At 63.2% G+C, this 21082-nt stretch carries 15 protein-coding genes; 10 read left to right on the top strand and 5 right to left on the bottom strand.

What is annotated here, in order from left to right; translation table 11 throughout:
* The first annotated feature begins 21 nt into the window (after positions 1-21).
* Positions 22-4548, top strand: a complete 4527-nt coding sequence (locus ACYCCG_RS05175) for a hemagglutinin repeat-containing protein (protein ID WP_459669623.1) — start codon at positions 22-24, stop codon at positions 4546-4548.
* Between the two features lie 160 nt (positions 4549-4708).
* Here ACYCCG_RS05175 and ACYCCG_RS05180 read toward each other — a convergent pair whose 3' ends face one another.
* Positions 4709-5344, bottom strand: a complete 636-nt coding sequence (locus tag ACYCCG_RS05180) for a Pr6Pr family membrane protein (protein ID WP_209963811.1) — start codon at positions 5342-5344, stop codon at positions 4709-4711.
* A gap of 1 nt (position 5345) precedes the next feature.
* On the bottom strand, positions 5346-5567 hold the full coding sequence (locus ACYCCG_RS05185; protein ID WP_021785724.1) for a VF530 family protein: 222 nt from the start codon (positions 5565-5567) through the stop codon (positions 5346-5348).
* Between the two features lie 163 nt (positions 5568-5730).
* On the opposite strand from ACYCCG_RS05185, the gene ACYCCG_RS05190 reads away from it, so the two are divergent.
* From ACYCCG_RS05190 to cmoB, 7 genes are all read left to right on the top strand, one after another.
* Entirely contained in the window at positions 5731-7773 is a 2043-nt protein-coding gene (locus ACYCCG_RS05190; RefSeq protein ID WP_209963806.1) for a TonB-dependent receptor, read from the top strand.
* A 295-nt stretch (positions 7774-8068) separates the two neighbouring features.
* Positions 8069-9403, top strand: a complete 1335-nt coding sequence (locus ACYCCG_RS05195) for a carbohydrate porin (protein WP_209963804.1) — start codon at positions 8069-8071, stop codon at positions 9401-9403.
* Between the two features lie 30 nt (positions 9404-9433).
* Complete coding sequence (locus ACYCCG_RS05200; protein WP_339442983.1) at positions 9434-11845, top strand: glucose/quinate/shikimate family membrane-bound PQQ-dependent dehydrogenase; 2412 nt, start codon at positions 9434-9436, stop codon at positions 11843-11845.
* A 203-nt stretch (positions 11846-12048) separates the two neighbouring features.
* The gene (gene lon, locus ACYCCG_RS05205; protein ID WP_209963795.1) at positions 12049-14466 is read left to right on the top strand and encodes an endopeptidase La; all 2418 of its coding nucleotides are present in this window, start codon (positions 12049-12051) and stop codon (positions 14464-14466) included.
* Between the two features lie 151 nt (positions 14467-14617).
* Positions 14618-15010, top strand: a complete 393-nt coding sequence (locus ACYCCG_RS05210) for a protease inhibitor I42 family protein (protein WP_103462995.1) — start codon at positions 14618-14620, stop codon at positions 15008-15010.
* An 89-nt stretch (positions 15011-15099) separates the two neighbouring features.
* Positions 15100-15843, top strand: a complete 744-nt coding sequence (gene cmoA, locus ACYCCG_RS05215) for a carboxy-S-adenosyl-L-methionine synthase CmoA (protein WP_021785730.1) — start codon at positions 15100-15102, stop codon at positions 15841-15843.
* The gene (cmoB, locus tag ACYCCG_RS05220; RefSeq protein WP_176682690.1) at positions 15840-16796 is read left to right on the top strand and encodes a tRNA 5-methoxyuridine(34)/uridine 5-oxyacetic acid(34) synthase CmoB; all 957 of its coding nucleotides are present in this window, start codon (positions 15840-15842) and stop codon (positions 16794-16796) included. The genes cmoA and cmoB overlap by 4 nt, the downstream gene beginning before the upstream one ends.
* 69 nt (positions 16797-16865) lie before the next feature.
* On the opposite strand, the gene ACYCCG_RS05225 is transcribed toward cmoB, so the two are convergent.
* A complete protein-coding gene (locus tag ACYCCG_RS05225; RefSeq protein ID WP_176682689.1) occupies positions 16866-17069 on the bottom strand; it encodes a hypothetical protein in 204 nt (67 codons plus the stop codon).
* A gap of 310 nt (positions 17070-17379) precedes the next feature.
* Between ACYCCG_RS05225 and ACYCCG_RS05230 the strand changes: the two genes are divergently transcribed.
* Positions 17380-18054, top strand: coding sequence for a heavy metal response regulator transcription factor (locus ACYCCG_RS05230; protein WP_176682688.1), 675 nt, complete (start codon positions 17380-17382; stop codon positions 18052-18054).
* Positions 18051-19433, top strand: coding sequence for a heavy metal sensor histidine kinase (locus tag ACYCCG_RS05235; RefSeq protein ID WP_339442985.1), 1383 nt, complete (start codon positions 18051-18053; stop codon positions 19431-19433). The genes ACYCCG_RS05230 and ACYCCG_RS05235 overlap by 4 nt, the downstream gene beginning before the upstream one ends.
* A 126-nt stretch (positions 19434-19559) precedes the next feature.
* Here the strand turns inward: ACYCCG_RS05235 and pdxJ are convergent, their stop codons facing one another.
* Together pdxJ and recO are read right to left on the bottom strand one after the other, a co-directional pair.
* Positions 19560-20282: a pyridoxine 5'-phosphate synthase gene (gene pdxJ, locus ACYCCG_RS05240; RefSeq protein ID WP_218115272.1), complete on the bottom strand. Its 723-nt coding sequence runs from the start codon at positions 20280-20282 to the stop codon at positions 19560-19562.
* Positions 20283-20343: 61 nt separating this feature from the next.
* The gene (gene recO, locus ACYCCG_RS05245) at positions 20344-21027 is read right to left on the bottom strand and encodes a DNA repair protein RecO (RefSeq protein WP_176682686.1); all 684 of its coding nucleotides are present in this window, start codon (positions 21025-21027) and stop codon (positions 20344-20346) included.
* Between the last annotated feature and the right edge of the window lie 55 nt (positions 21028-21082).

Raw genomic sequence — 21082 nt, forward strand, 5'->3', positions numbered from 1 at the left:
CACAACAAAGAGAACGAGAAAATGCAAACACTCTCGCAGTTACCGCCTGTTCGCCCGGATACCTTGCGCTGGGCAATCTTCTTCGCTGTGTTCGGGCCCAGCGCCGCACTGGCTCAGACTGGGCTCGAAGCAGCCAGCGGCCCCGGGGGTACCCCGGTCATCCACAACGGCCACGGGGTGCCGGTCATCGACATCGTGCCGCCCAACGCCAGGGGGCTGTCACATAACCAGTTCATCGACTACAACGTTGGCACCCCAGGCCTGGTGCTGAACAACGCCACCGCAGCCGGGCAATCGCAACTGGCCGGTGCCCTGGCGGCCAACCCGCAGTTTCAGGGCCAGGCCGCCTCGACCATTCTTAACGAAGTGGTCAGCCGCAACGCCTCGCTGATCGAGGGGCCACAGGAAATCTTCGGGCGCCCGGCCGACTACATACTGGCCAACCCCAATGGCATCACCCTCAATGGCGGCAGTTTCATCAATACCACCCGCGCGGGCTTCGTGGTGGGCACACCGCAATTCGAGGAACAGCAACTCAGGTACCTCGATACGCTCACTGCCAGTGGCACCCTGCAGGTACTGGAGCGTGGTCAGGACAATGCCGGTGGCGCGCTCGAACTGATCGCACCGCGCGTAGACAGCAAAGGCCTGCTCATGGCCAGCGAAACGCTCGACATCACCGTCGGTCGCAACCGTATCGACAGCCGCAGCGGCGAGGTGGTCGAACACCTGCCCAGCCCCTCTTCGAGCATTGACGCCAGCCTGTTCGGCGCCATGCGCGCCGGGCGTATCCGTGTGGTAAGTACTGCCGAAGGCGCGGGTGTGCGTGTGGGGGCCTCGCAGATTCTGGGCACCGAGGGGGTCGACATCAGCTCGGCCGGGGGCCTGCATGTCAGCGGCACTGGCGACCGCCCGACCGAGCTGCGCAGCGAGCGTGGCCTACTGAAACTCACCGCTGCCGATGACCTGATGCTTGAAACGGTTGACGGCCAGGCCCAGCGAATCGAAGCAAGGGCCGGCAAGAAGCTCACACTGGATGCCAAGACAATCGAGCACATCAAGCACGACAGTGATAGCTGGAACAAGAAGTTCTGGTTCGTCACCCGCGAAACCTACAACAGCAAAACCACCACCACCCACCAACAGCAACAGGGCAGTCAATTGCTGGGCACTGACAGCGTGCTGCTGCAGTCCGGCGACGACATGCGCATGACCGCAGCGAAGCTGGACGCCGGTAACGAGCTGACGGTCGACAGCGGTGCCGGCCTGGACATCATCGCCGGCATCGACAGCAAGCGCATCGAACAGCAGGTGCGTCATCGCAAGGACTTATGGCGCGGTGACAGCGATAGCAACCAGCTCAAGGAAACCGCAAAGGGCAGTACCCTGAGCGCCGGGCACATGTCGATAAAGGCAAGCGACAACCTCAACGTGCAGGGCAGCAGCCTGCACAGCCGCGGCGATCTGGCTATCCAGGCAAAACAGGCAGACATCGGCACCACCACCCTGCAGGAACACGGCACCCAACGCGACTACCGAGGCGACCTGGTGTCCGGCACATTCTTTGGTGACCGCAAAGGTAACGACACCGAGGGCCAGGTCGTCGCGGGCAGCACGGTAACCAGCGATGGCGAGCTCACCGTGAGAGCCGACCAGGTTGCCATCAAAGGCAGCACCGTGTTCGGCAAACAGGACGCGGTGCTCTACAGCGAGAACGGCTCGCTGGCCATCGAGGCAGACCATGGCAGCACGACCTCCACCCAGCGCACCAGCGACAGTAAGCTGTTCGGCCTGATCGGCAGCAAGCACGAAAGCACGGACCGCAAACAGCAGGTACTGGTCAGCGACGTCAGCTCGACCAGCAACCTGCGCCTGGCCAGCGCCGAAGAGATGCGCATCCAGGGCGCCAAGGTCGAAGCTGGCAAGCACCTGCAAGTCGAGGCCAAAGGCGACCTGCTGATTGGCAGTGCGCAATCGGTCGATGAACGCGAAACCCGCGACCAACAACGGGGTTTCACGGCCAGCGCCAGACAGACCCAGGAAGCCGAGGATGGCAAGCCCGAGTCCCGCCAGTATGCGGCTGGCGTGGCCTATGAGGTCGTTACCACCACCGGCAAGCAGCGCGCGACCACCCAGGTTGCCAGTGAGCTCAAAGGCGCCTCGGTGGGCATGAGCAGCGGCGCGCACCTGCAGGTCAACGGCAGCAAGGTCCAGGCCACTGCCGGCGACCTCGATGTGCAGGCGCGGGAAGTGACACTGGGGGCGACCCGCAACGACCGTGACACAGCCACCAGCACCACCGAAAGCGGTGGCGGGTTGACGGTAACCGGTGGCATCGACCGTCTGGGCAGTTTGTTCGAAGGCCATCACAATCGCGAGGTGCAAGCCGAACGCGAAAGCAAGGTGCAGCGCAGCGAGTTGCAGGCCAGCGGCGATCTGAAATTGCGCAGTGATTCACTGCTCACCGAGGCCGCGCACGTCGAGGCCGGCAACACCCTGCAGGTGACCGCCGAACGCATCGACAACCGTGCGGTGCAGGATACCCATGAACATGAACAAACCCGTGACGACTGGTCGGGTAGCCTGGGCGCCAGCATCGAATACCGCGACCTGACCCGCCCTATCGAGCGCCTGGTGCTGGGTGAGGAAGCCCCGCGCTTCCAGCAAGCCTCACCCGAAGACGCCATGGCGCCGCCCAGCGTGGGTGCCGACATGACGGTCGAACACCTCAAGCGCCTGGAAAACCAGCGCCGTGGCATTGCTCAGGTCAGCGAGTTGTCCGCAGCAAAGGTCGAGGTCAAGGCTGAGACACTGGCCGACCAGGGCACAGCCTGGCGGGCCAATGCCGGCTCGCTGAAGATTGAGGCGCAGCAACACCAGATGAACGCCGCCGAAAATACCCAGGAAACCACCGTTCAACGTCTGGCCTATGGTGGCGACGCGCGCCTGGACACCAGCACCGGCGAGGACCTGAATGTTCGCGCCGCCGGCAAAGGGGGTTCGCTGGATAAAAAGGATATTGCCAGCAGCGCTGTGCCCGGTAGCCTTTACGGGCAACAGGGTATTCAGGTACAGCTGGGCAGCGATGGCCGCTACGAAGGGGCCCACATCGATGGCGGTGAAGGCAGCGTGGTCATGCACAGTGCCGGGTCGCTGGCCTTTCCCCAGGCGACCGACCAGGCCGAACAGCAGTCACGCCAGCTCGATGGCAATGCCTGGGCCAAAGTCGGCAACCGCCCGGGCAGCACCGGTGTCGATGGCCGGGGTTATCTGGAGCATGGCCAGAAGCTGAGCACGCAGGGCAAGGCTCAAGTGGCACAAATCGACGCCAAGGGCGAGGTAAAGCTGACCAGCACAGGCGACCTGTTGCTCGAAGGCACGCGCATTGGTAGCCGCGAGGCCAAGGCCGGCGACATACAGGTGCAAAGTGGCGGCCAGTTGCAGGTCAAGGCGGCCAGCAATACCCAGCAAGCCGCAGGCAGCAACCTGGGTGGCGGCATGGAGCTGGCGGCCAAGGCTGGCCAGACCAAGGGGGGAGCCATCGGCGGCCACTTCAGCCACGGCAAGCAAGACGAACAAGCACGGCAGGCGGTCGATGCCCAGTTTGCCAGCAACGGCACACTGACCCTGAGCAGCAGCGCCCGCGAGGACATCGCCCTGCACCTGCAAGGTCTGCAGGCCTCGGCCGAACAGATAACCCTCGACGCCTCGAATGGCGGCATGCTGGTTGAAGCCTCTTCCAGCCAGGAGCGACGCGACAACCTCGACATCTCGGCCGGCGCCGGTTTCAACATGGCCAAGGGCGCGTTGGACACCCGCGGTCTGCATGGCCGGCTCAAGGTTGAGCTCGACAAGCGCGACAACCTCACCTGGAATACCAGTGACCTGCGCGCCGAGCGCATCGACCTGCAAAGCCGTGGCGATACCCGCATCGAGAGTGCCACCCTGGATGCAGGGCATATTGGCGGCACAATCGACGGTGACCTGCGCATCGCCAGCCTCAAGGACAGCGTCGACACCCTGAGCGTGAAGGGCGATGTCAGGCTAAGCCAGGAGAAAAACCCGCAGGGCTATGTCAACGCGGCCAAATCGGTGGCTGGCCCGCTGGGAGGCAAGGTCGAGAAAACGGCCGGTTCGGCCCTGAGCAAGGCAGACCCAGGGTTCTCGCCGACCGTCAGCCTCGACGTGTCGCATGCACAGCGCGACAACGTGGCGCGTCAGACCACGCTTAAAAGCAGCGACGGCATAGACCTGCAGGTCGGTGGCAACGCTCATCTGGTGGGGGCACGCTTGCAGTCGGCCAAGGGTGACGTGAGGCTCGACGCCAACTCGGTCACCCAGGAAACGCTAAGCGGTAATGACTATCGCCGAGACCTGTCGCTGGATGCGTCCAACTCACCGGTGGATCTGGGCACGGCAATCGCCGAGATAGCCAAAAGCAAAATGGCGGCGGATGGCGAAAATGCGCTGGACCTGGGCGTGTTGAGGACCAGTGGGCATAGTCGCAGCGAGCAATGGGTTTCGAGCATGCAGGGCAAGAAGCACTAAGACGCCATCGCGGCCCAGGCCATTTGGGGATGTCAGAAATCTTGTGCCCTGCTGCTGACACCCCGGCCGCGTGTCTCCCGCTTCCACAGCGAATACCACAGCCCCTGGGCTTGTGATTTCTCTGCGGGAGCGGGCTTGCCCGCGAAGAGGCCGGCACAGGTCAAGCCAGTCTGTGCAGCCCCCGCCACCGATCCAGCCCAAGCAACACCAGCCCTATCCCCCAGAAACCCGCCAGCACCCCGAGCGCATTGAGCATCACCTGCCCATACCCCAGGCTCGCCACATCGATAAACGGGTAGGCATACACGCCAATCTCGCTCCCCCGCCACAGCGCATAACCAAAGTAGACCGCCGGGTACACCGCCCATACCAGCAAATGCCATAGCCGCAAACTGCCCTTGGGCACTTCGCACCACCAGTACAAGGCATACAGCACCGGCATCACGTCGTGCAGCAACTCGTCCGCCAGCCATTGCCAACCCTGTGGTTGCCACAAATGGCGCAGCAGCACGCTGTAGGCCAGCGCCACCAGCACGATACTGACGGCCACTGCAGAGCTTACCGAGGGCGACAGGAAAAAGCGTTTGCCACGACCTTCCCGACCGAACGCGGCATAGCTGAGCACCGTCGCCACCAGGGTATTGGTAAGCACGGTGAAGTAGCCGAACACATTGATCAGGCCGCCAATCAGGCTGGCCTGCTCTTGCCAACGCGCCAGCAGCACCAGGTTCACCTGCACGGCCAGGCCGAACCAGCCCAGCACAGCCATGCCGGTCAGCCAGGGGCGACGCGACATGTCAGGCCTGGCGCTGCAGCTTCACGTACAGCTGCTCGACCTTTTCCCGCGCCCACGGTGTTTTGCGCAGGAACGTCAGGCTCGACTTGATGGTCGGGTTGCTCTTGAAGCAGCGCACATCGATACGCTCGGCCAGGCCAGGCCATTGGTAATGCGCCACCAGCTCGGTGAGGATCTGTTCAAGGGTCTTGCCGTGCAGCGCGTTGTGTTGGGCCGTGCTCATGCTGTGCTCCGTAGGAAAGATGCGCACCTTACACGAGTGTAGTGGTGGGCGGGATCAGTCGAGTCGACAGAAAAATCGCTGGTCAGAGGCAAAACCTCTGTGATGGAATAGTTATGTTATGTTGTAACACTAAAGAGCATCTGCCAAGGAACGCCTCATCCCCATGCTGTACACACCGCTTCGCCTCTCCCCCCTTGCCGTCGCACTCTGGCTGGCTGCATCCCCCAGCCAGGCCGTAGAACTCGAACCACAGGTCATCACCGCCAACCCGTTGGGTAACCGCCAACTGGCCGTCCCCAGCACCGTGCTCGAAGACGAGAACCTGCTGCAACAGCAGCACGGCAGCCTGGGTGAAACCCTGAACAAGCAGCCCGGTGTCGCTTCTACCTGGTTTGGCCCTGGCGCCAGCCGCCCGGTGATCCGCGGCCTGGATGGCGACCGCATCCGCATCCTGCGCAATGGCGTCGGCGCCCTGGATGCCTCGTCACTGTCCTACGATCATGCCGTGCCGCTGGACCCGGTAACCGTCGAGCGCGTCGAAATCGTCCGTGGCCCGGCCGCCCTGCTTTACGGAGGCAACGCCATTGGCGGGGTGGTCAACACCTTCGACAACCGCATCCCGGACTCGCCGATCGAGGGCATTCACGGTGCCGGTGAACTGCGTTACGGCGGTGCCGACACCACCCGCAGCAGTGCCGGCAAGCTAGAGGCCGGTAACGGTGCCTTCGCCCTGCACCTGGACGCCAACAGTCGCCAGTTCAACGATCTGCGCATCCCTGGCTACGCCCGCAGCGCCAAGGTGCGCGATGCCGACGAGCCCGGCAGCAAACACCGCCTGGAAAACAGCGACGGTCGCCAGGACGGCGGCGCAATCGGTGGTGCCTACCACTGGGACCACGGTTACGCCGGCCTGTCGTACAGCGGCTACGACAGCAACTATGGCTCGGTGGCCGAGTCCGGCGTACGCCTGGACATGAAACAGGATCACTACGCCTTCGCCTCCGAACTGCGCGATCTGGACGGCCCATTCAGCTCGGTCAAGGTAGATGCCGGCTACACCGACTACGAGCACAAAGAAATCGAAGAAGGCGAGGTCCATACCACCTTCAAGAACAAAGGCTACGAAGCGCGTATCGAAGCCCGCCACCAACCGCTCGGACCAGTGGAAGGGGTCATTGGGGCCCAGGTCAGCCGTAACGAGTTTTCGGCCCTCGGCGAGGAAGCCTTCGTCCCGCATACCGATACCGACAGCGTGGCACTGTTCATGCTCGAGCAGTGGCAAGCCAACGAGCGCCTGAACCTGAGCCTGGGTGCGCGCCTGGAGCACACCCGCGTAGATCCTGACGCCAAAGGCAACGAGAACTTCGTCGACGCCGACAGCGCCAGCAGCTTCAACGCCTTCAGCCTGTCGTCGGGGGCTGTGTACCAGCTCGACCCCATCTGGTCGCTGGCCGCTAACTTCGGCTACACCGAGCGTGCCCCGACCTTTTACGAGCTGTACGCCAATGGCGCGCACGTAGCCACTGGCGCCTTTGAAGTCGGCGACGCCAGTTTGAACAAGGAAAAGGCCATTTCCGCCGACCTGGCGCTACGCTTCGACAATGGCACCCATAAAGGCAGTGTCGGGGTGTTCTACAACCACTTCCGCAACTACATCGGCCTGATTGGTACCGGCAACACCCGCGAGGGCGGGCATGACCATGACGAGGATGACCACGATCACGATCATGACCATGAAGGCTTCCCGGAATACCAGTACCAAGGCGTGCGGGCGCGCTTCTACGGCATCGAGGCCCAGGACCGCTGGCAGCTGGCCGAGAATCGTTACGGCAGCTTCGCGCTGGAGCTGTCCGGTGACTATACCCGGGCCAAGAACCTCGACAGTGGCGAGCCCCTGCCCCGTATCGCCCCGCTACGCCTGAACAGCGGCCTGGTCTGGGAGCTGGACCGCTGGCAGGCGCGAGTAGACGTGCAGCACGCTGCGTCGCAGCACCGCAAACCCGCCAACGAAACCAGCACCGATGGCTACACCACCTTGGGCGCGAGCGTTGGCTACCGCTTCGACATTGGTCAAAGCCAGTGGTTGGCGTTTGTGCGCGGCGAAAACCTGACCGACCAGACCGTGCGCTACGCCAGTTCGATCCTGCGCGATATCGCACCAGCGCCGGGGCGCAGTGTGGAAGTCGGGTTGCGTACCACCTTCTGAACCACAAGCGACGAAGATCGGTGTAGGAACGGGTTCACCCGCGAATACGATGGCAGGGCAACCGGCGCATTCGCGGGTGAACCCGCTCCTACACCTGCCTCGATTAATGACGACTGTTGCCCGTTCAGCAACAGTCATCTGCGACAATTTGTCTTTTTTTCTTATAGTTTCCCCTATATCCTCCCCGCCGCAAGCTGAAACGCTTCATCGAACAATCTTGTCGCCATATCCATTGAGGGGCCCGCCCTTCGATGCGCTTGCCGTTTTTTCAATAATCAAAAGATAGCGCTATCTCATGCTCCAACTGCCTAAAACCTGTTACATCGGCCTCGCCCTCAGTGCCTTGGCAACCCCCGCCAGCGCCAGCGAAATGTTCGCCAGCGACTCTCCGTGGATGCTCGGCGACTGGGGTGGAACCCGCAGCGAACTGCTGGAAAAAGGCTACGACTTCACCCTTGGCTATACCGGCGAGATGGGCAGCAACCTGCACGGCGGCTACGACCACGACCGCACCGCGCGCTACAGCGACCAGTTCACCTTTGGCAGCCACCTGGACCTGGACAAGATCCTCGGCTGGCACGACACCGAACTCCAGCTGACCATCACCGAGCGCCACGGCGACAACATCAGCAACGACCGCATCAACGACCCGCGTGTCGGCGGCTTCACCTCCGCCCAGGAAGTCTGGGGCCGAGGCGAAACCTGGCGGCTGACGCAGATGTGGATCAAGCAGAAGTACTTCGATGGTGCGCTGGATGTGAAATTCGGCCGCTTCGGTGAAGGCGAAGACTTCAACAGCTTCCCTTGCGACTTCCAGAACCTGGCCTTCTGCGGCTCGCAGGTGGGCAACTGGGTGGGTGGCATCTGGTACAACTGGCCAGTCAGCCAGTGGGCCCTGCGCGTGCGCTACAACCTTTCCCCTGAGCTGTACGCACAGGTCGGCGTCTTCGAGCAGAACCCTTCCAACCTCGAATCTGGCAATGGTTTCAAGCTCAGCGGCAGCGGCACCCAAGGTGCGGTAATGCCGTTCGAACTGGTATGGACCCCACGTATCCAAGGTTTGAAAGGGGAATATCGTGCCGGCTACTACTACAGTAATGCCAAGGCACAAGATGTTCTCAAGGACAGCAACGGTCAGCCGGCCGCCATCAGCGGCGCCGCCTACCGCAGCAGCTCGAGCAAGCACGGCTTGTGGATCGGCGCCCAGCAGCAGGTCACCTCGCTGGCGTCCGACCAGTCGCGCGGCTTGAGCGTGTTCGCCAACGCCACGGTGCATGACAAGAAGACCAATGCCATCGACAACTATGTGCAGGCAGGACTGGTATTCAAAGGGCCCTTCGATGCCCGCGCCAAGGACGACATCGGTTTCGCCCTGGCCCGCGTGCACGTCAACCCTGCCTATCGCAAGAACGCCCGCCTGGCCAACCAGGCCGCCGGCCTCTACGACTACGACAACCCGGGCTTCCTGCCAGTGCAGGACACCGAGTACAGCGCCGAGCTGTACTACGGCATCCATTTGGCCGACTGGCTCACGGTACGCCCCAACCTGCAATACATCCGCCACCCGGGCGGGGTGTCGCAGGTCGATGGCGCCCTGATCGGCGGCCTGAAGATCCAGAGCAGTTTCTAACCCCTTTTTTGACCTGACGGAGAACCTACGATGAGCACTGAAGGTGCGAACCAAGGAAGCCGCTGGCTACCGCGCCTGGTTGGCGCGCTGCTGTTGCTGATGGGCCTGGCCCTGCTGGCCGGCGGTATCAAGCTGAGCCAGCTAGGCGGATCGCTGTACTACCTGATCGCCGGTATCGGCTTTGCCCTGTCGGGCATCCTGCTGCTGGCCCAACGCCGGATCGCCCTGGGCCTGTATGGCCTGGTGCTGCTCGGCAGCACCGTTTGGGCCCTGCTCGAAGTAGGCCTGGACTGGTGGCAACTGGTGCCACGGCTGGCCATCTGGTTCGCCATCGGCGTAGTGCTGCTGCTACCGTGGGCACGTCGCCCGCTGATCGGCCCAGCCAGCAAAGCCAACACTGCACTGCTCAGCGTGGCGGTGGTCGCTTCGGGCGCTTGCGCGCTGGCCAGCCAGTTCACCCATCCCGGTGAAGTGTTCGGCGAACTGGGCCGCGACAGCAGCGAAATGGCCAGCGCCGCCCCGGCCATGCCCGACGGCGAATGGCAGGCCTACGGCCGTACCGAGCATGGCGACCGCTACTCGCCGCTGCGCCAGATCACCCCGCAGAACGCCTACCGCCTGGAAGAAGCCTGGCGCATTCGCACCGGTGATCTGCCAACCGAAAACGACCCGGTGGAGCTGACCAACCAGAACACCCCGCTGAAGGTCAACGGCATGCTGTACGCCTGCACCGCGCACAGCCGCCTGCTGGCGCTGGACCCGGACACTGGCGCGGAAATCTGGCGCTACGACCCGCAGGTCAAGAGCCCGACCGGCACCTTCAAGGGCTTTGCCCACATGACGTGCCGTGGCGTCTCGTACTATGACGAAAACCGCTACGTCAGCCGCGACGGCAGCCCGGCGCCGAAAATTACCGACGCAGGCCAGGCCGTGGCCCAAGCCTGCCCACGTCGCCTCTACCTGCCTACCGCAGATGCCCGCCTGATCGCCATCAACGCCGACAACGGCAAGGTCTGCGAAGGCTTCGCCAACCAGGGCGTGATCGACCTCACCACCGGCATTGGCCCGTTCACTGCCGGCGGCTATTACTCCACCTCGCCTGCTGCGATTACCCGTGACCTGGTGATCATCGGTGGCCACGTCACCGACAACGAGTCGACCAATGAGCCGTCCGGGGTGATCCGCGCCTACGATGTGCACGACGGCCACCTGGTGTGGAACTGGGACAGCAACAACCCGGACGACACCAAGCCATTGGCTGCCGGCAAAATGTATAGCCGCAACTCGGCCAACATGTGGTCGATCGCCAGCGTCGACGAAGACCTTGGCATGATCTACCTGCCGCTGGGCAACCAGACCCCGGACCAGTGGGGCGCCGACCGCACCCCGGGCGCCGAGAAGTACAGCGCCGGCGTGGTCGCACTTGACCTGGCCACCGGCAAGGCACGCTGGAACTACCAGTTCACCCATCACGACCTGTGGGACATGGACGTCGGCAGCCAGCCGACCCTGGTACACCTGAAAACCGACGATGGTGTGAAACCGGCGATCATCGTACCGACCAAGCAAGGCAGCCTGTACGTGCTCGACCGCCGCGACGGCACGCCAATCGTGCCGATCCGCGAGATCCCCACCCCACAAGGTGCAGTGGAAGGCGATCACACCTCGCCAACCCAGGCCCGCTCCGACCTCAACCTGCTCGGCCCAGAGCTGACCGAACAGGCCATGTGGGGCGCCACGCCTTTCGACCAGATGCTGTGCCGCATCCAGTTCCGCGAGCTGCGCTACGAAGGCCAGTACACCCCGCCATCCGAGCAAGGCTCGTTGGTCTACCCCGGCAACGTCGGTGTATTCAACTGGGGCAGCGTGTCGGTAGACCCGGTGCGCCAGCTGCTGTTCACCTCGCCCAACTACATGGCCTTCGTGTCGAAGATGGTCCCGCGTGAGCAGGTTGCCGAAGGCAGCAAGCGCGAAAGCGAGACCAGCGGCGTGCAGCCGAACACCGGCGCACCGTATGCAGTGATCATGCACCCGTTCATGTCGCCGCTCGGCGTACCGTGCCAGGCACCCGCCTGGGGCTACGTCGCCGCCATCGACCTGTTCACCAACAAGGTGGTGTGGAAACACAAGAACGGCACCACCCGCGACAGCACCCCGCTGCCGATCGGCCTGCCGGTTGGCGTGCCGAGCATGGGTGGCTCGATCGTCACCGCCGGTGGCGTCGGCTTCCTCAGCGGCACGCTCGACCAGTACCTGCGCGCCTATGACGTGAACAACGGCAAGGAGTTGTGGAAAGCGCGCCTGCCAGCGGGTGGCCAGGCCACGCCGATGAGCTACACCGGCAAGGACGGCAAGCAGTACGTGCTGGTGACTGCCGGCGGCCATGGCTCGCTGGGCACCAAGATGGGCGATTACATCATCGCTTACAAATTAGCTGAGTAAGCTACACCGCTCCCGCAGGCTCAACCCTGTGGGAGCGGCCTTGTGTCGCGATTGGGTCGCGCAGCTGCCCCAACGATCTAGAATGCTGGATGGATTCTGGGGCTGCTGCGCAGCCCAATCGCGACACAAGGCTGCGCCCGAACCATTGAAACCCATCCCTCCCCGCCCCATCTAAGCACCATAGTCATTCACGCAGGTGCCCCATGAGCGACCAGCAGGATTTCCCCGAACACCCTGACGAACACAGCGAAGTCGAACACACCCTCCAGGCCGAAGCCGGCCACGCCCTCGCCCTGCCCGGTCAGCAGCTGCCGGACAAGGTCTACGTCATCCCGATCCACAACCGCCCGTTCTTCCCGGCCCAGGTACTGCCGGTCATCGTCAATGAAGAGCCCTGGGCCGAAACGCTCGACCTGGTGGCCAAGTCACCGGACCACTGCCTGGCGCTGTTCTTCATGGACACCCCGCCAGAAGACCACCGCCACTTCGACACCTCGGCATTGCCGCGGTACGGCACGCTGGTCAAGGTGCACCATGCCAGCCGCGAAAACGGCAAATTGCAGTTCGTCGCCCAGGGCCTGTCCCGGGTGCGTATCCGCAACTGGCTCAAGCACCACCGCCCGCCCTACCTGGTCGAAGTCGAATACCCGCGCCAGCCCGCCGAGCCGACCGACGAGGTCAAAGCCTACGGCATGGCACTGATCAACGCGATCAAAGAGCTGCTGCCGCTCAACCCGCTGTATAGCGAAGAGCTGAAGAACTACCTCAACCGCTTCAGCCCCAACGACCCTTCGCCGCTCACCGACTTCGCCGCCGCGCTCACCTCGGCCACCGGCAACCAGTTGCAGGAAGTGCTCGACTGCGTCCCCATGCTCAAACGCATGGAAAAAGTACTGCCAATGCTGCGCAAAGAGGTGGAAGTCGCACGCTTGCAGAACGAGATTTCGGCCGAGGTCAACCGGCAGATCGGCGAGCACCAGCGCGAGTTCTTCCTCAAGGAACAACTCAAGGTCATCCAGCAGGAGCTGGGGCTGACCAAGGACGACCGCAGCGCCGACCTCGAACAGTTCGAACAGCGTCTGGAAGGCAAGACCCTGCCACCGCAGGCACGCAAGCGCATCGATGAAGAGATGGGCAAACTGGCCATCCTGGAAACCGGCTCGCCCGAATACGCCGTCACCCGCAACTATCTGGAATGGGCCACCGCCCTGCCGTGGGGCGTGTACGGCAAAGACAAGCTCGACCTCAAGCATGCGCGCAAAGTCCTCGACCAGTATCACTCCGGCCTCGACGACATCAAGGAGCGCATCCTCGAGTTCCTCGCCGTGGGCGCCTGGAAAGGCGAAATCAGCGGCTCGATCGTGCTGTTGGTGGGCCCGCCCGGGGTGGGCAAGACCAGCATCGGCAAGTCCATCGCCGAATCGCTCGGCCGGCCGTTCTACCGCTTCAGCGTCGGCGGCATGCGTGACGAAGCCGAGATCAAGGGCCACCGCCGCACCTACATCGGCGCCCAGCCCGGCAAGCTGGTGCAGGCCTTGAAAGACGTCGAAGTGATGAACCCGGTGATCATGCTCGACGAAATTGACAAGATGGGCCAGAGCTACCAGGGTGACCCGGCATCAGCGTTGCTGGAAACCCTCGACCCCGAGCAGAACGTTGACTTCCTCGACCACTACCTCGACCTGCGCCTGGACCTGTCCAAGGTGCTGTTCGTGTGCACTGCCAACACCCTTGATTCAATACCCGGGCCGTTGCTCGACCGCATGGAAGTGATCCGCCTGTCCGGCTATATCACCGAAGAAAAACTGACCATCGCCAAGCGCCACCTGTGGCCCAAGCAGCTGGAAAAGGCCGGCGTTTCCAAGACCAGCCTCAGCATCAGCGACAGCGCGCTGCGCATGGTGATCGACGGCTATGCCCGCGAAGCCGGCGTGCGCCAGTTGGAGAAGCAACTGGGCAAACTGGTGCGCAAGGCTGTGGTCAAGCTGCTGGAGAACCCCGAAGCCAAGCTGAAGATCGGTACCAAAGACCTGGAAACAGCACTCGGCATGCCGGTGTTCCGCAGCGAACAGGTTCTGGCTGGCAAAGGCGTGATCACCGGCCTGGCCTGGACCAGCATGGGCGGTGCCACACTGCCGATCGAGGCGACCCGCATCCACACCCACAACCGCGGCTTCAAGCTGACCGGCAAGCTGGGTGACGTGATGAAGGAGTCTGCCGAAATTGCCTACAGCTACATCAGCTCCAACCTCAAGCAATTTGGCGGTGATACAGGTTTCTTCAACGAAGCATTCATCCACTTGCACGTACCCGAAGGCGCCACGCCCAAGGACGGCCCGAGTGCCGGCATCACAATGGCCAGCGCTTTGCTTTCACTGGCCCGCGACCAGCCTGCCAAAAAAGGTGTCGCCATGACTGGCGAGCTCACCCTCACCGGCCAGGTACTGCCGATTGGCGGCGTGCGCGAGAAGGTGATTGCGGCGCGGCGACAGAAGATTTTCGAACTGATCCTGCCTGAGCCTAACCGCGGCGACTTCGAAGAACTGCCGGAGTACCTGCGCGAAGGCCTGACAGTTCACTTCGCCAAACGCTTTGCCGACGTGGCCAAAGTGCTGTTCTAGCCTGCACCGGCCTCTTCGCGGGCAAGCCCGCTCCTACAGGGATAGCGAACCCTTGCAGGGGCGGGCTTGCCCGCGAAAGGGCCGGCACAGGCAACACAAATTTCCTCGATCATCGGTTATCCTCAGGCCATCGCCAGCCTTCGGAGCCACCATGACCTCTCCTCGTCTGCTCGTTCCCCTGAGCTTTGCCCTGCTTTCTGCTTGCGCGCAACAACCGTCACAGCCCGTTGACCTGGACGCCGAAAGCGAATGCCCCAAGCGCCTGCAGGTCGGCCAGATCCTCACGCTTACCCTGCCCAGCAACCCCACCACCGGCTACCGCTGGCTGGTACAGAACCCGGCGCCCAACGTGTTGCAAAGCCTTGGTCCCGAGGTTTACAGCGCGCCTGAAGACACCGGTATCGTCGGCAGCTCGGGCATGTCGACCTGGCGCTTCCAGGCCCGCGCGACTGGCGAAGGGAACCTGGTATTGGTCTACCAGCAACCCTGGGCCCCGGAAGTGCGCCCGGTGCAGACCTTCGATTGCGCCATTCGGGTCAATTGAACGCAAAGCGCTGGTCAGCCAACCATGCATCCAGGCTGCGGTTTGGCTAGAATGCGCCCCCTGCCTATCACCAGCCGCCTGGATTCGCCGTGAGCAAACAACCCGACCGCCTTTTCTCCCAACCCCTGGAGCAGGTGCCCGACTTCGTCTTCAACGAAGACGTCGTGCGTGTGTTCCCGGACATGATCAAGCGCTCGGTGCCCGGTTACCCAACCATCGTCGAGAACCTCGGCGTACTGGCCGCTCGGTTCGCCCAGCCAGGCACCGCGCTGTACGACCTGGGCGCATCGCTGGGTGCCGTTACCCAGTCGCTGCGTCGTCATGTACGCAGCGACGGCTGCAGGGTAATCGCGGTGGATAACTCCGCCGCCATGGTCGAGCGCTGCCGCCAGTACCTCACTGCACAAGATTCGATGTTCCAGGAGTTGCTGCCAGTGCACGTGCTGGAGGCCGATATCCTTGCCCTGCCCTTCGAGCCCGCCTCGGTAGTGGCGATGAACTTCACCCTGCAGTTCATCGCCCCTGACCAGCGCCTTGAACTGCTCGGGCGAATCCGCCAGGCGCTGCTGCCCGGCGGCGCGCTGATTCTCTCGGAGAAGCTGCGCTTCGCCGATGAGCAAGAGCAGGACCTGCTCAATGAGCTGCACCTGGATTTCAAACGGGCCAATGGCTACAGCGAACTGGAGATCGCCCAGAAGCGCAGCGCCATCGAGAACGTGATGAAGCCCGATACACTCGAAGCCCACCAGGAACGCCTGCGCGCAGCCGGCTTCTCGAAAGTGGTGCCTTGGTTCCAATGCCTTAACTTCGCCTCGTTGATAGCCCTGCCATGATCGATCTGTCTCCCCTCGTCCGCCGCCTGGCGGGCACGCCTCTGGCTTCCTGGTCGCAAGGCCTGCAAGCGCAACTGGACGCCAAGCTGGAAAAGGGCCACGGTGACCTCGACCGCTGGCGCGGGGCGCTGGAAGCCCTGCCCGCCCTGCAACCCAGTGAGATCGACCTGGTCAACGGGTTACGTCTGGATTGCGAGTGCGACGACGCCACCCGCGCGCAGATGCGCCAGGCATTGATGGGCCTGTCGCCTTGGCGCAAAGGGCCGTTCGACCTGTTTGGCGTGCACGTTGACACCGAATGGCGTTCGGACTGGAAGTGGTCGCGGGTTGGCCCGCACCTGGACCTCAAGGGCAAGCGCGTACTCGACGTGGGCTGTGGCAATGGCTACTACCAGTGGCGCATGCTCGGTGCCGGCGCGGACATGGTGATCGGGGTCGACCCCAACTGGCTGTTCTTCTGCCAGTTCCAGGCCGTGCAGCAGTACCTGCCGGAGTTGCCGGCCTGGCACCTGCCATTCGCCCTGGAAGACCTGCCCGCCAACCTGGAAGGTTTCGACACCGTGTTTTCCATGGGCGTGTTCTATCACCGCCGCTCGCCCATCGAGCACCTGCTGGCGCTCAAGGACTGCCTGGTCAAAGGTGGCGAGCTAGTACTGGAAACGCTGGTTATCGAGGGCGACGAAAACCAGGTGCTGGTGCCTGAGGACCGCTACGCACAGATGCGCAATGTCTGGTACCTGCCGTCGGTACCGGCGCTGGCACGCTGGTTGCGCCGTGCCGGCTTCAGCGATGTGCGCTGCGTCGACGTAAGCGTGACCAGCGTCGAGGAACAGCGCAGCACCGAATGGATGCGCTACCAGTCGCTGAGCGACTTCCTCGACCCGAACGACCACAGCAAGACCGTCGAAGGCCTGCCAGCCCCACGCCGCGCCACCCTGCTGGCGCGCAAATAAAAAAGGCGCCCGCACGGGCGCCTGAATACACCTGCGGCGAGGAGCCGTCGCGGCGCAGGTGTTGTTACCTCAATCCTTGGCCACCTCACGCGCCTTCTCTTGCGCATTGCGCTCGCGCTCTGCAACAGCCTGTTGCTTGTCGCCGTGCAGTCGCTGCTGGTCTTCGCGGAAGGCTTGCCAGAACTGCCTGGAGCGCTCCGCACCGCCCTCGGCATAAACACTGGCGCTGCCCAGGGCAAGGGTGGCCAACAGCAGGTATTTGGTCAGGTTCATCGTGTTTGCCTCGTAATAACCGATCGGACACGGCCATCCTAGCGAGGGCTGGCTAACGGCAAGGTGAGGCGGGGATTACAGTCCTGCAATGTGGCCTTGTGTGGACTTTTCGGGCCTCTTCGCGGGTAAACCCGCTCCTACAGGAACGGGTTTACCCGCGAAGAGGCCCGAACAGACCGCCAGATAACAGCAGAATTACAAATCCGTTATCTGCATCGCAGGCCTTTTTTCATGCCGTAACATGGGGGCCCTTGACCCTGATGTCACTACAGGGTCAAGAATCGCCCCCTTTCAACACACCGAGCCCCCAATGCGCCTACTGATCATCGAGGACGAGCTGCGTACCGCCGACTACCTGCAACAAGGCCTGCGCGAAAACGGTTACGTGGTCGACTGCGCCCGCACAGGCACCGACGGCCTGCACCTGGCCCGCCAACAGGCCTATGACCTGATCATCCTCGACGTCAACTTGCCCGAAATCGATGGCTGGACCGTGCTGCAGCGGCTACGTGCCGAATCGGCCACCCGCATCATGATGCTTACCGCCCACGGTCGCTTGGCCGATCGGGTAAGAGGCCTGGACCTGGGCGCGGATGACTACCTGCTCAAGCCTTTTGAGTTTCCTGAGCTACTGGCGCGCATCCGCAGCCTGCTGCGCCGCAACGACCAGCAACTGCAACCCAGCACCCTGCGCGTCGCTGACCTGGAACTGGACCCCGGCCGCCACCGCGCCTACCGCGCCGGGCAACGCATCGACCTGACCGCCAAGGAGTTCGCCCTGCTGCACCTGCTAATGCGCCAGACTGGCGAAGTGTTGTCGCGCACGCAGATCATCTCACTGGTGTGGGACATGAACTTCGATTGCGACACCAACGTGGTCGAGGTCTCGATCCGGCGCCTGCGGGCGAAGATCGACGACCCGTTCGACAACAAGCTGATCCATACCCTGCGTGGTGTGGGCTACGTACTTGAGGCTCGCCTTTGAAAAACGCCAGCCTGTCGTTACGCCTGGGCCTGAGCGTGACAGTGATGGGCGCCGCATTGGTGCTGCTGCTGGCCTGCCTGGCCGTGTTTGCCCTGGATCACGAACTGGACAGCCGCGCGCGCAAGGATTTGGCGCGCAAGATGCTTCAGGTCGAGCACAACCTGCGTGTCGACCTGCGCAGCGAGGATCTGGGCAGCCGCGCTCATCCACTGCTGGACCTGGTGATGGGGCATGACAACCTGAGCCTCAGTGTACTGGCCCTCGACGGCCGCCACCCCCACCTGCTCAGCCTTGGCCCGGCCCTGGAATCGCGGGTCGGTGAACTGCACACCGATGCGCGCCTGGCCTTTCACGCCTGGCGTGACAGCGGCGGTAACCAGATCCTCACCGTTACCCGGCTGATGCACCTGCGCGACAACACCCCCGTCAAGGTGATGATGTCGCTCAACCGCGCCGACGACAACGCCCTGCTGCAAGCCTACCTGCACTCCACGTTGCTCGCATTGCCACTGCTACTGGTTTTGATTGGTGCGGGGGCATGGTGGCTGATGCAGCGCGGCCTGAAACCGTTGCGGCACTTCCGGCGCATTGCCGGGCAGGTGTCGGCCCAGGACCTGCAGCATCGCCTGCCCGCTACCTGCTTGCCACAGGAACTGGCGGAACTGGCCGGCAGTATCAACGTGATGCTCGACCGCCTCGACCAAGGTGTCAGGCAGTTGTCGCAGTTCTCTGACGACCTGGCCCATGAACTGCGCACACCCTTGGGCAACCTGATGGGCAAGGCGCAGGTGACACTGGCCCGTGAGCGGGACAACGCCAACTATCGGGAAGTGCTGGAAGACAGTATCGAAGAGCTGACCCGGCTCAACCGCATCATCAACGACATGCTGTTTCTTGCCCAAGTCAGCCAGCCGCATACGCAGGTCGCATTGAAGCCCTTGGCGCTGGCCGACGAGGCAGCGCGGGTTGTCGAGCTGTTTGCCTACAGTGCCGAGCTGAAAGAAATTGAGCTAAGCGTTCAAGGCTGGGGAACAGCGCAGGGAGACCGGCTGATGTTTCAGCGGGCACTGTCGAACCTGTTGAGCAACGCCATACGGCACAGTCCGGAGGGTAAACCCATAGCTCTGCGCATCGAACGCTCGGGCAGCGAAGTACGGCTATCCGTGGAGAACCAGGGGCCGGGGGTGGCGGCAGAGCAACAGTCGCGCTTGTTCGAGCGGTTTTACCGGGTAGGTTCGGGGCGTTCGCGGCTGGAGGGCGGGACCGGGCTGGGGTTGGCGATCGTGAAGTCGATCATGCAGTTGCATGGCGGGCGGGTCGAGGTCAGCAGCTGCCCCCTGGGGCCTACCCGGTTTACCTTGGTGTTTCCTGCCGAGTGATCGGCCGCCTGTACCGGCCTCTTCGCGGGCTTGCCCGCTCCCACAGATACCCCGCAGGCCTTGAGGCTGTGCAGCCCCTGTGGGAGCGGGCAAGCCCGCGAAGAGGCCGGTACAGGTGACCAACAATCAGCGCGAAGCCGCCACGATCAGCGCCTTCATTTCAGCCACAGCAGCCTTGAAGCCGACAAACAGGGCATGCGCCACCAGTGCATGGCCAATGTTAAGCTCATTGATACCCTTGATCGCCGCCACCGCCTCGACGTTGTGGTAGTGCAGCCCGTGACCCGCATTGACGATCAGCCCCTGCCCCACGCCAAACGCCACACCATCGACGATCCGCTTGAGCTCTTCAGCCACTTCGGTAGGGGTTTCTGCATCGGCATAACGGCCGGTGTGAAGCTCGATGGCCGGTGCGCCAACCCGACGCGAGGCCTCGATCTGCCGCTCGTCGGCGTCGATGAACAGCGACACCTCGGCACCGGTACGCGCCAGCCGTTCCACTGCAGCCTTGATCCGCGCTTCCTGCCCCGCCACATCCAGGCCGCCTTCGGTGGTCAGCTCCTGACGGGTTTCGGGAACCAGGCAGATGTGCGCCGGGCGAATCTTCTCGGCAAAGGCCATCATCTCTTCGGTGACGCCCATCTCGAAGTTCATGCGGGTTTGCAGCACATCCTTGAGCAGCAAGACATCACGCTCCTGGATGTGCCGGCGGTCTTCACGCAGGTGCACGGTGATGCCATCGGCGCCTGCTTCCTCGGCGTCCAGGGCTGCCTTGACCGGGTCAGGGTAGCGCGTGCCACGGGCCTGGCGCAGGGTCGCCACGTGGTCGATGTTTACGCCAAGAAGCATGCGGTTGCTGTGAGTCACGAAAGGCTCTCCTGAAGATTGAGCCCAACAGCATACGTCCTGATCAGCGCTTGCGAAACAGTTCCCGGCTGACCAACGGTTTTGCCCCCAGGTGAACCGCCAGTGCCTGGCGCATCAGCCGCTTCGCGGCAAGCAAGGCGCCAGGGGCGTCCCAGTCGGTTTGGGCCAGGGCCAGCAGTTCGGTGCCACGGAACAAACCGGGCTGCGCCAGCTCTACCCGCTCCAGGCCGGCATCGACGCGCAAGCGGTACAGGCCATCGGCGGCAATGGGCTGCTCGTCGACGTCATGGTGCAAGGAAAACGCATAACCGAGTTCGTCCAGCAGCCGCCATTCGAACGAGCGCAGCAGGGGTTCCAGCGGGCGCCCGGCGCTCAGTGCCTGCAAGGTCAAGGCGTAGTGCTCGAACAGGGCCGGGAACGGCGCTTCGGCAGGCAGCAGGCGCATCAGCAGCTCATTGAGGTACAACCCGCTGAACAGGGCATCGCCGTGTAGCCAGGCGGCGATGCCGGTGCTGTCCATACGGCCGACATTCTTCAACTCGCCGCGCCCACGCAGCTCCACCTCCAGCGACACGAACGGTCGCACCAGGCTGCCGCCCTTACCCCGTGCGCGACGCAACACGGCACGCATGCGGCCCTGCGGGGTGAAAAAGTCCACCAGCGCGCTGGTTTCCTTGTAGGCACGGCTATGCAGTACGTAGGCTGGCTGGGGGGTGGGTTGGTCCATGCACTATCTCTGGGGCCTGATGTACGTGTGGGAGCGGGCGTGCCCGCGAAAGCGT

The organism is Pseudomonas sp. VEM90 (assembly GCF_054611535.1).

What these genes read in the sequence shown, in the direction of transcription:
- ACYCCG_RS05175 (WP_459669623.1), top strand. Translation starts at nt 22, where the DNA reads ATGCAAACACTCTCGCAGTTACCGCCTGTTCGCCCGGATACCTTGCGC.
- ACYCCG_RS05180 (WP_209963811.1), bottom strand. Translation starts at nt 5,344, where the DNA reads ATGTCGCGTCGCCCCTGGCTGACCGGCATGGCTGTGCTGGGCTGGTTC.
- ACYCCG_RS05185 (WP_021785724.1), bottom strand. Translation starts at nt 5,567, where the DNA reads ATGAGCACGGCCCAACACAACGCGCTGCACGGCAAGACCCTTGAACAG.
- ACYCCG_RS05190 (WP_209963806.1), top strand. Translation starts at nt 5,731, where the DNA reads ATGCTGTACACACCGCTTCGCCTCTCCCCCCTTGCCGTCGCACTCTGG.
- ACYCCG_RS05195 (WP_209963804.1), top strand. Translation starts at nt 8,069, where the DNA reads ATGCTCCAACTGCCTAAAACCTGTTACATCGGCCTCGCCCTCAGTGCC.
- ACYCCG_RS05200 (WP_339442983.1), top strand. Translation starts at nt 9,434, where the DNA reads ATGAGCACTGAAGGTGCGAACCAAGGAAGCCGCTGGCTACCGCGCCTG.
- lon (WP_209963795.1), top strand. Translation starts at nt 12,049, where the DNA reads ATGAGCGACCAGCAGGATTTCCCCGAACACCCTGACGAACACAGCGAA.
- ACYCCG_RS05210 (WP_103462995.1), top strand. Translation starts at nt 14,618, where the DNA reads ATGACCTCTCCTCGTCTGCTCGTTCCCCTGAGCTTTGCCCTGCTTTCT.
- cmoB (WP_176682690.1), top strand. Translation starts at nt 15,840, where the DNA reads ATGATCGATCTGTCTCCCCTCGTCCGCCGCCTGGCGGGCACGCCTCTG.
- ACYCCG_RS05225 (WP_176682689.1), bottom strand. Translation starts at nt 17,069, where the DNA reads ATGAACCTGACCAAATACCTGCTGTTGGCCACCCTTGCCCTGGGCAGC.
- ACYCCG_RS05230 (WP_176682688.1), top strand. Translation starts at nt 17,380, where the DNA reads ATGCGCCTACTGATCATCGAGGACGAGCTGCGTACCGCCGACTACCTG.
- pdxJ (WP_218115272.1), bottom strand. Translation starts at nt 20,282, where the DNA reads ATGCTTCTTGGCGTAAACATCGACCACGTGGCGACCCTGCGCCAGGCC.
- recO (WP_176682686.1), bottom strand. Translation starts at nt 21,027, where the DNA reads ATGGACCAACCCACCCCCCAGCCAGCCTACGTACTGCATAGCCGTGCC.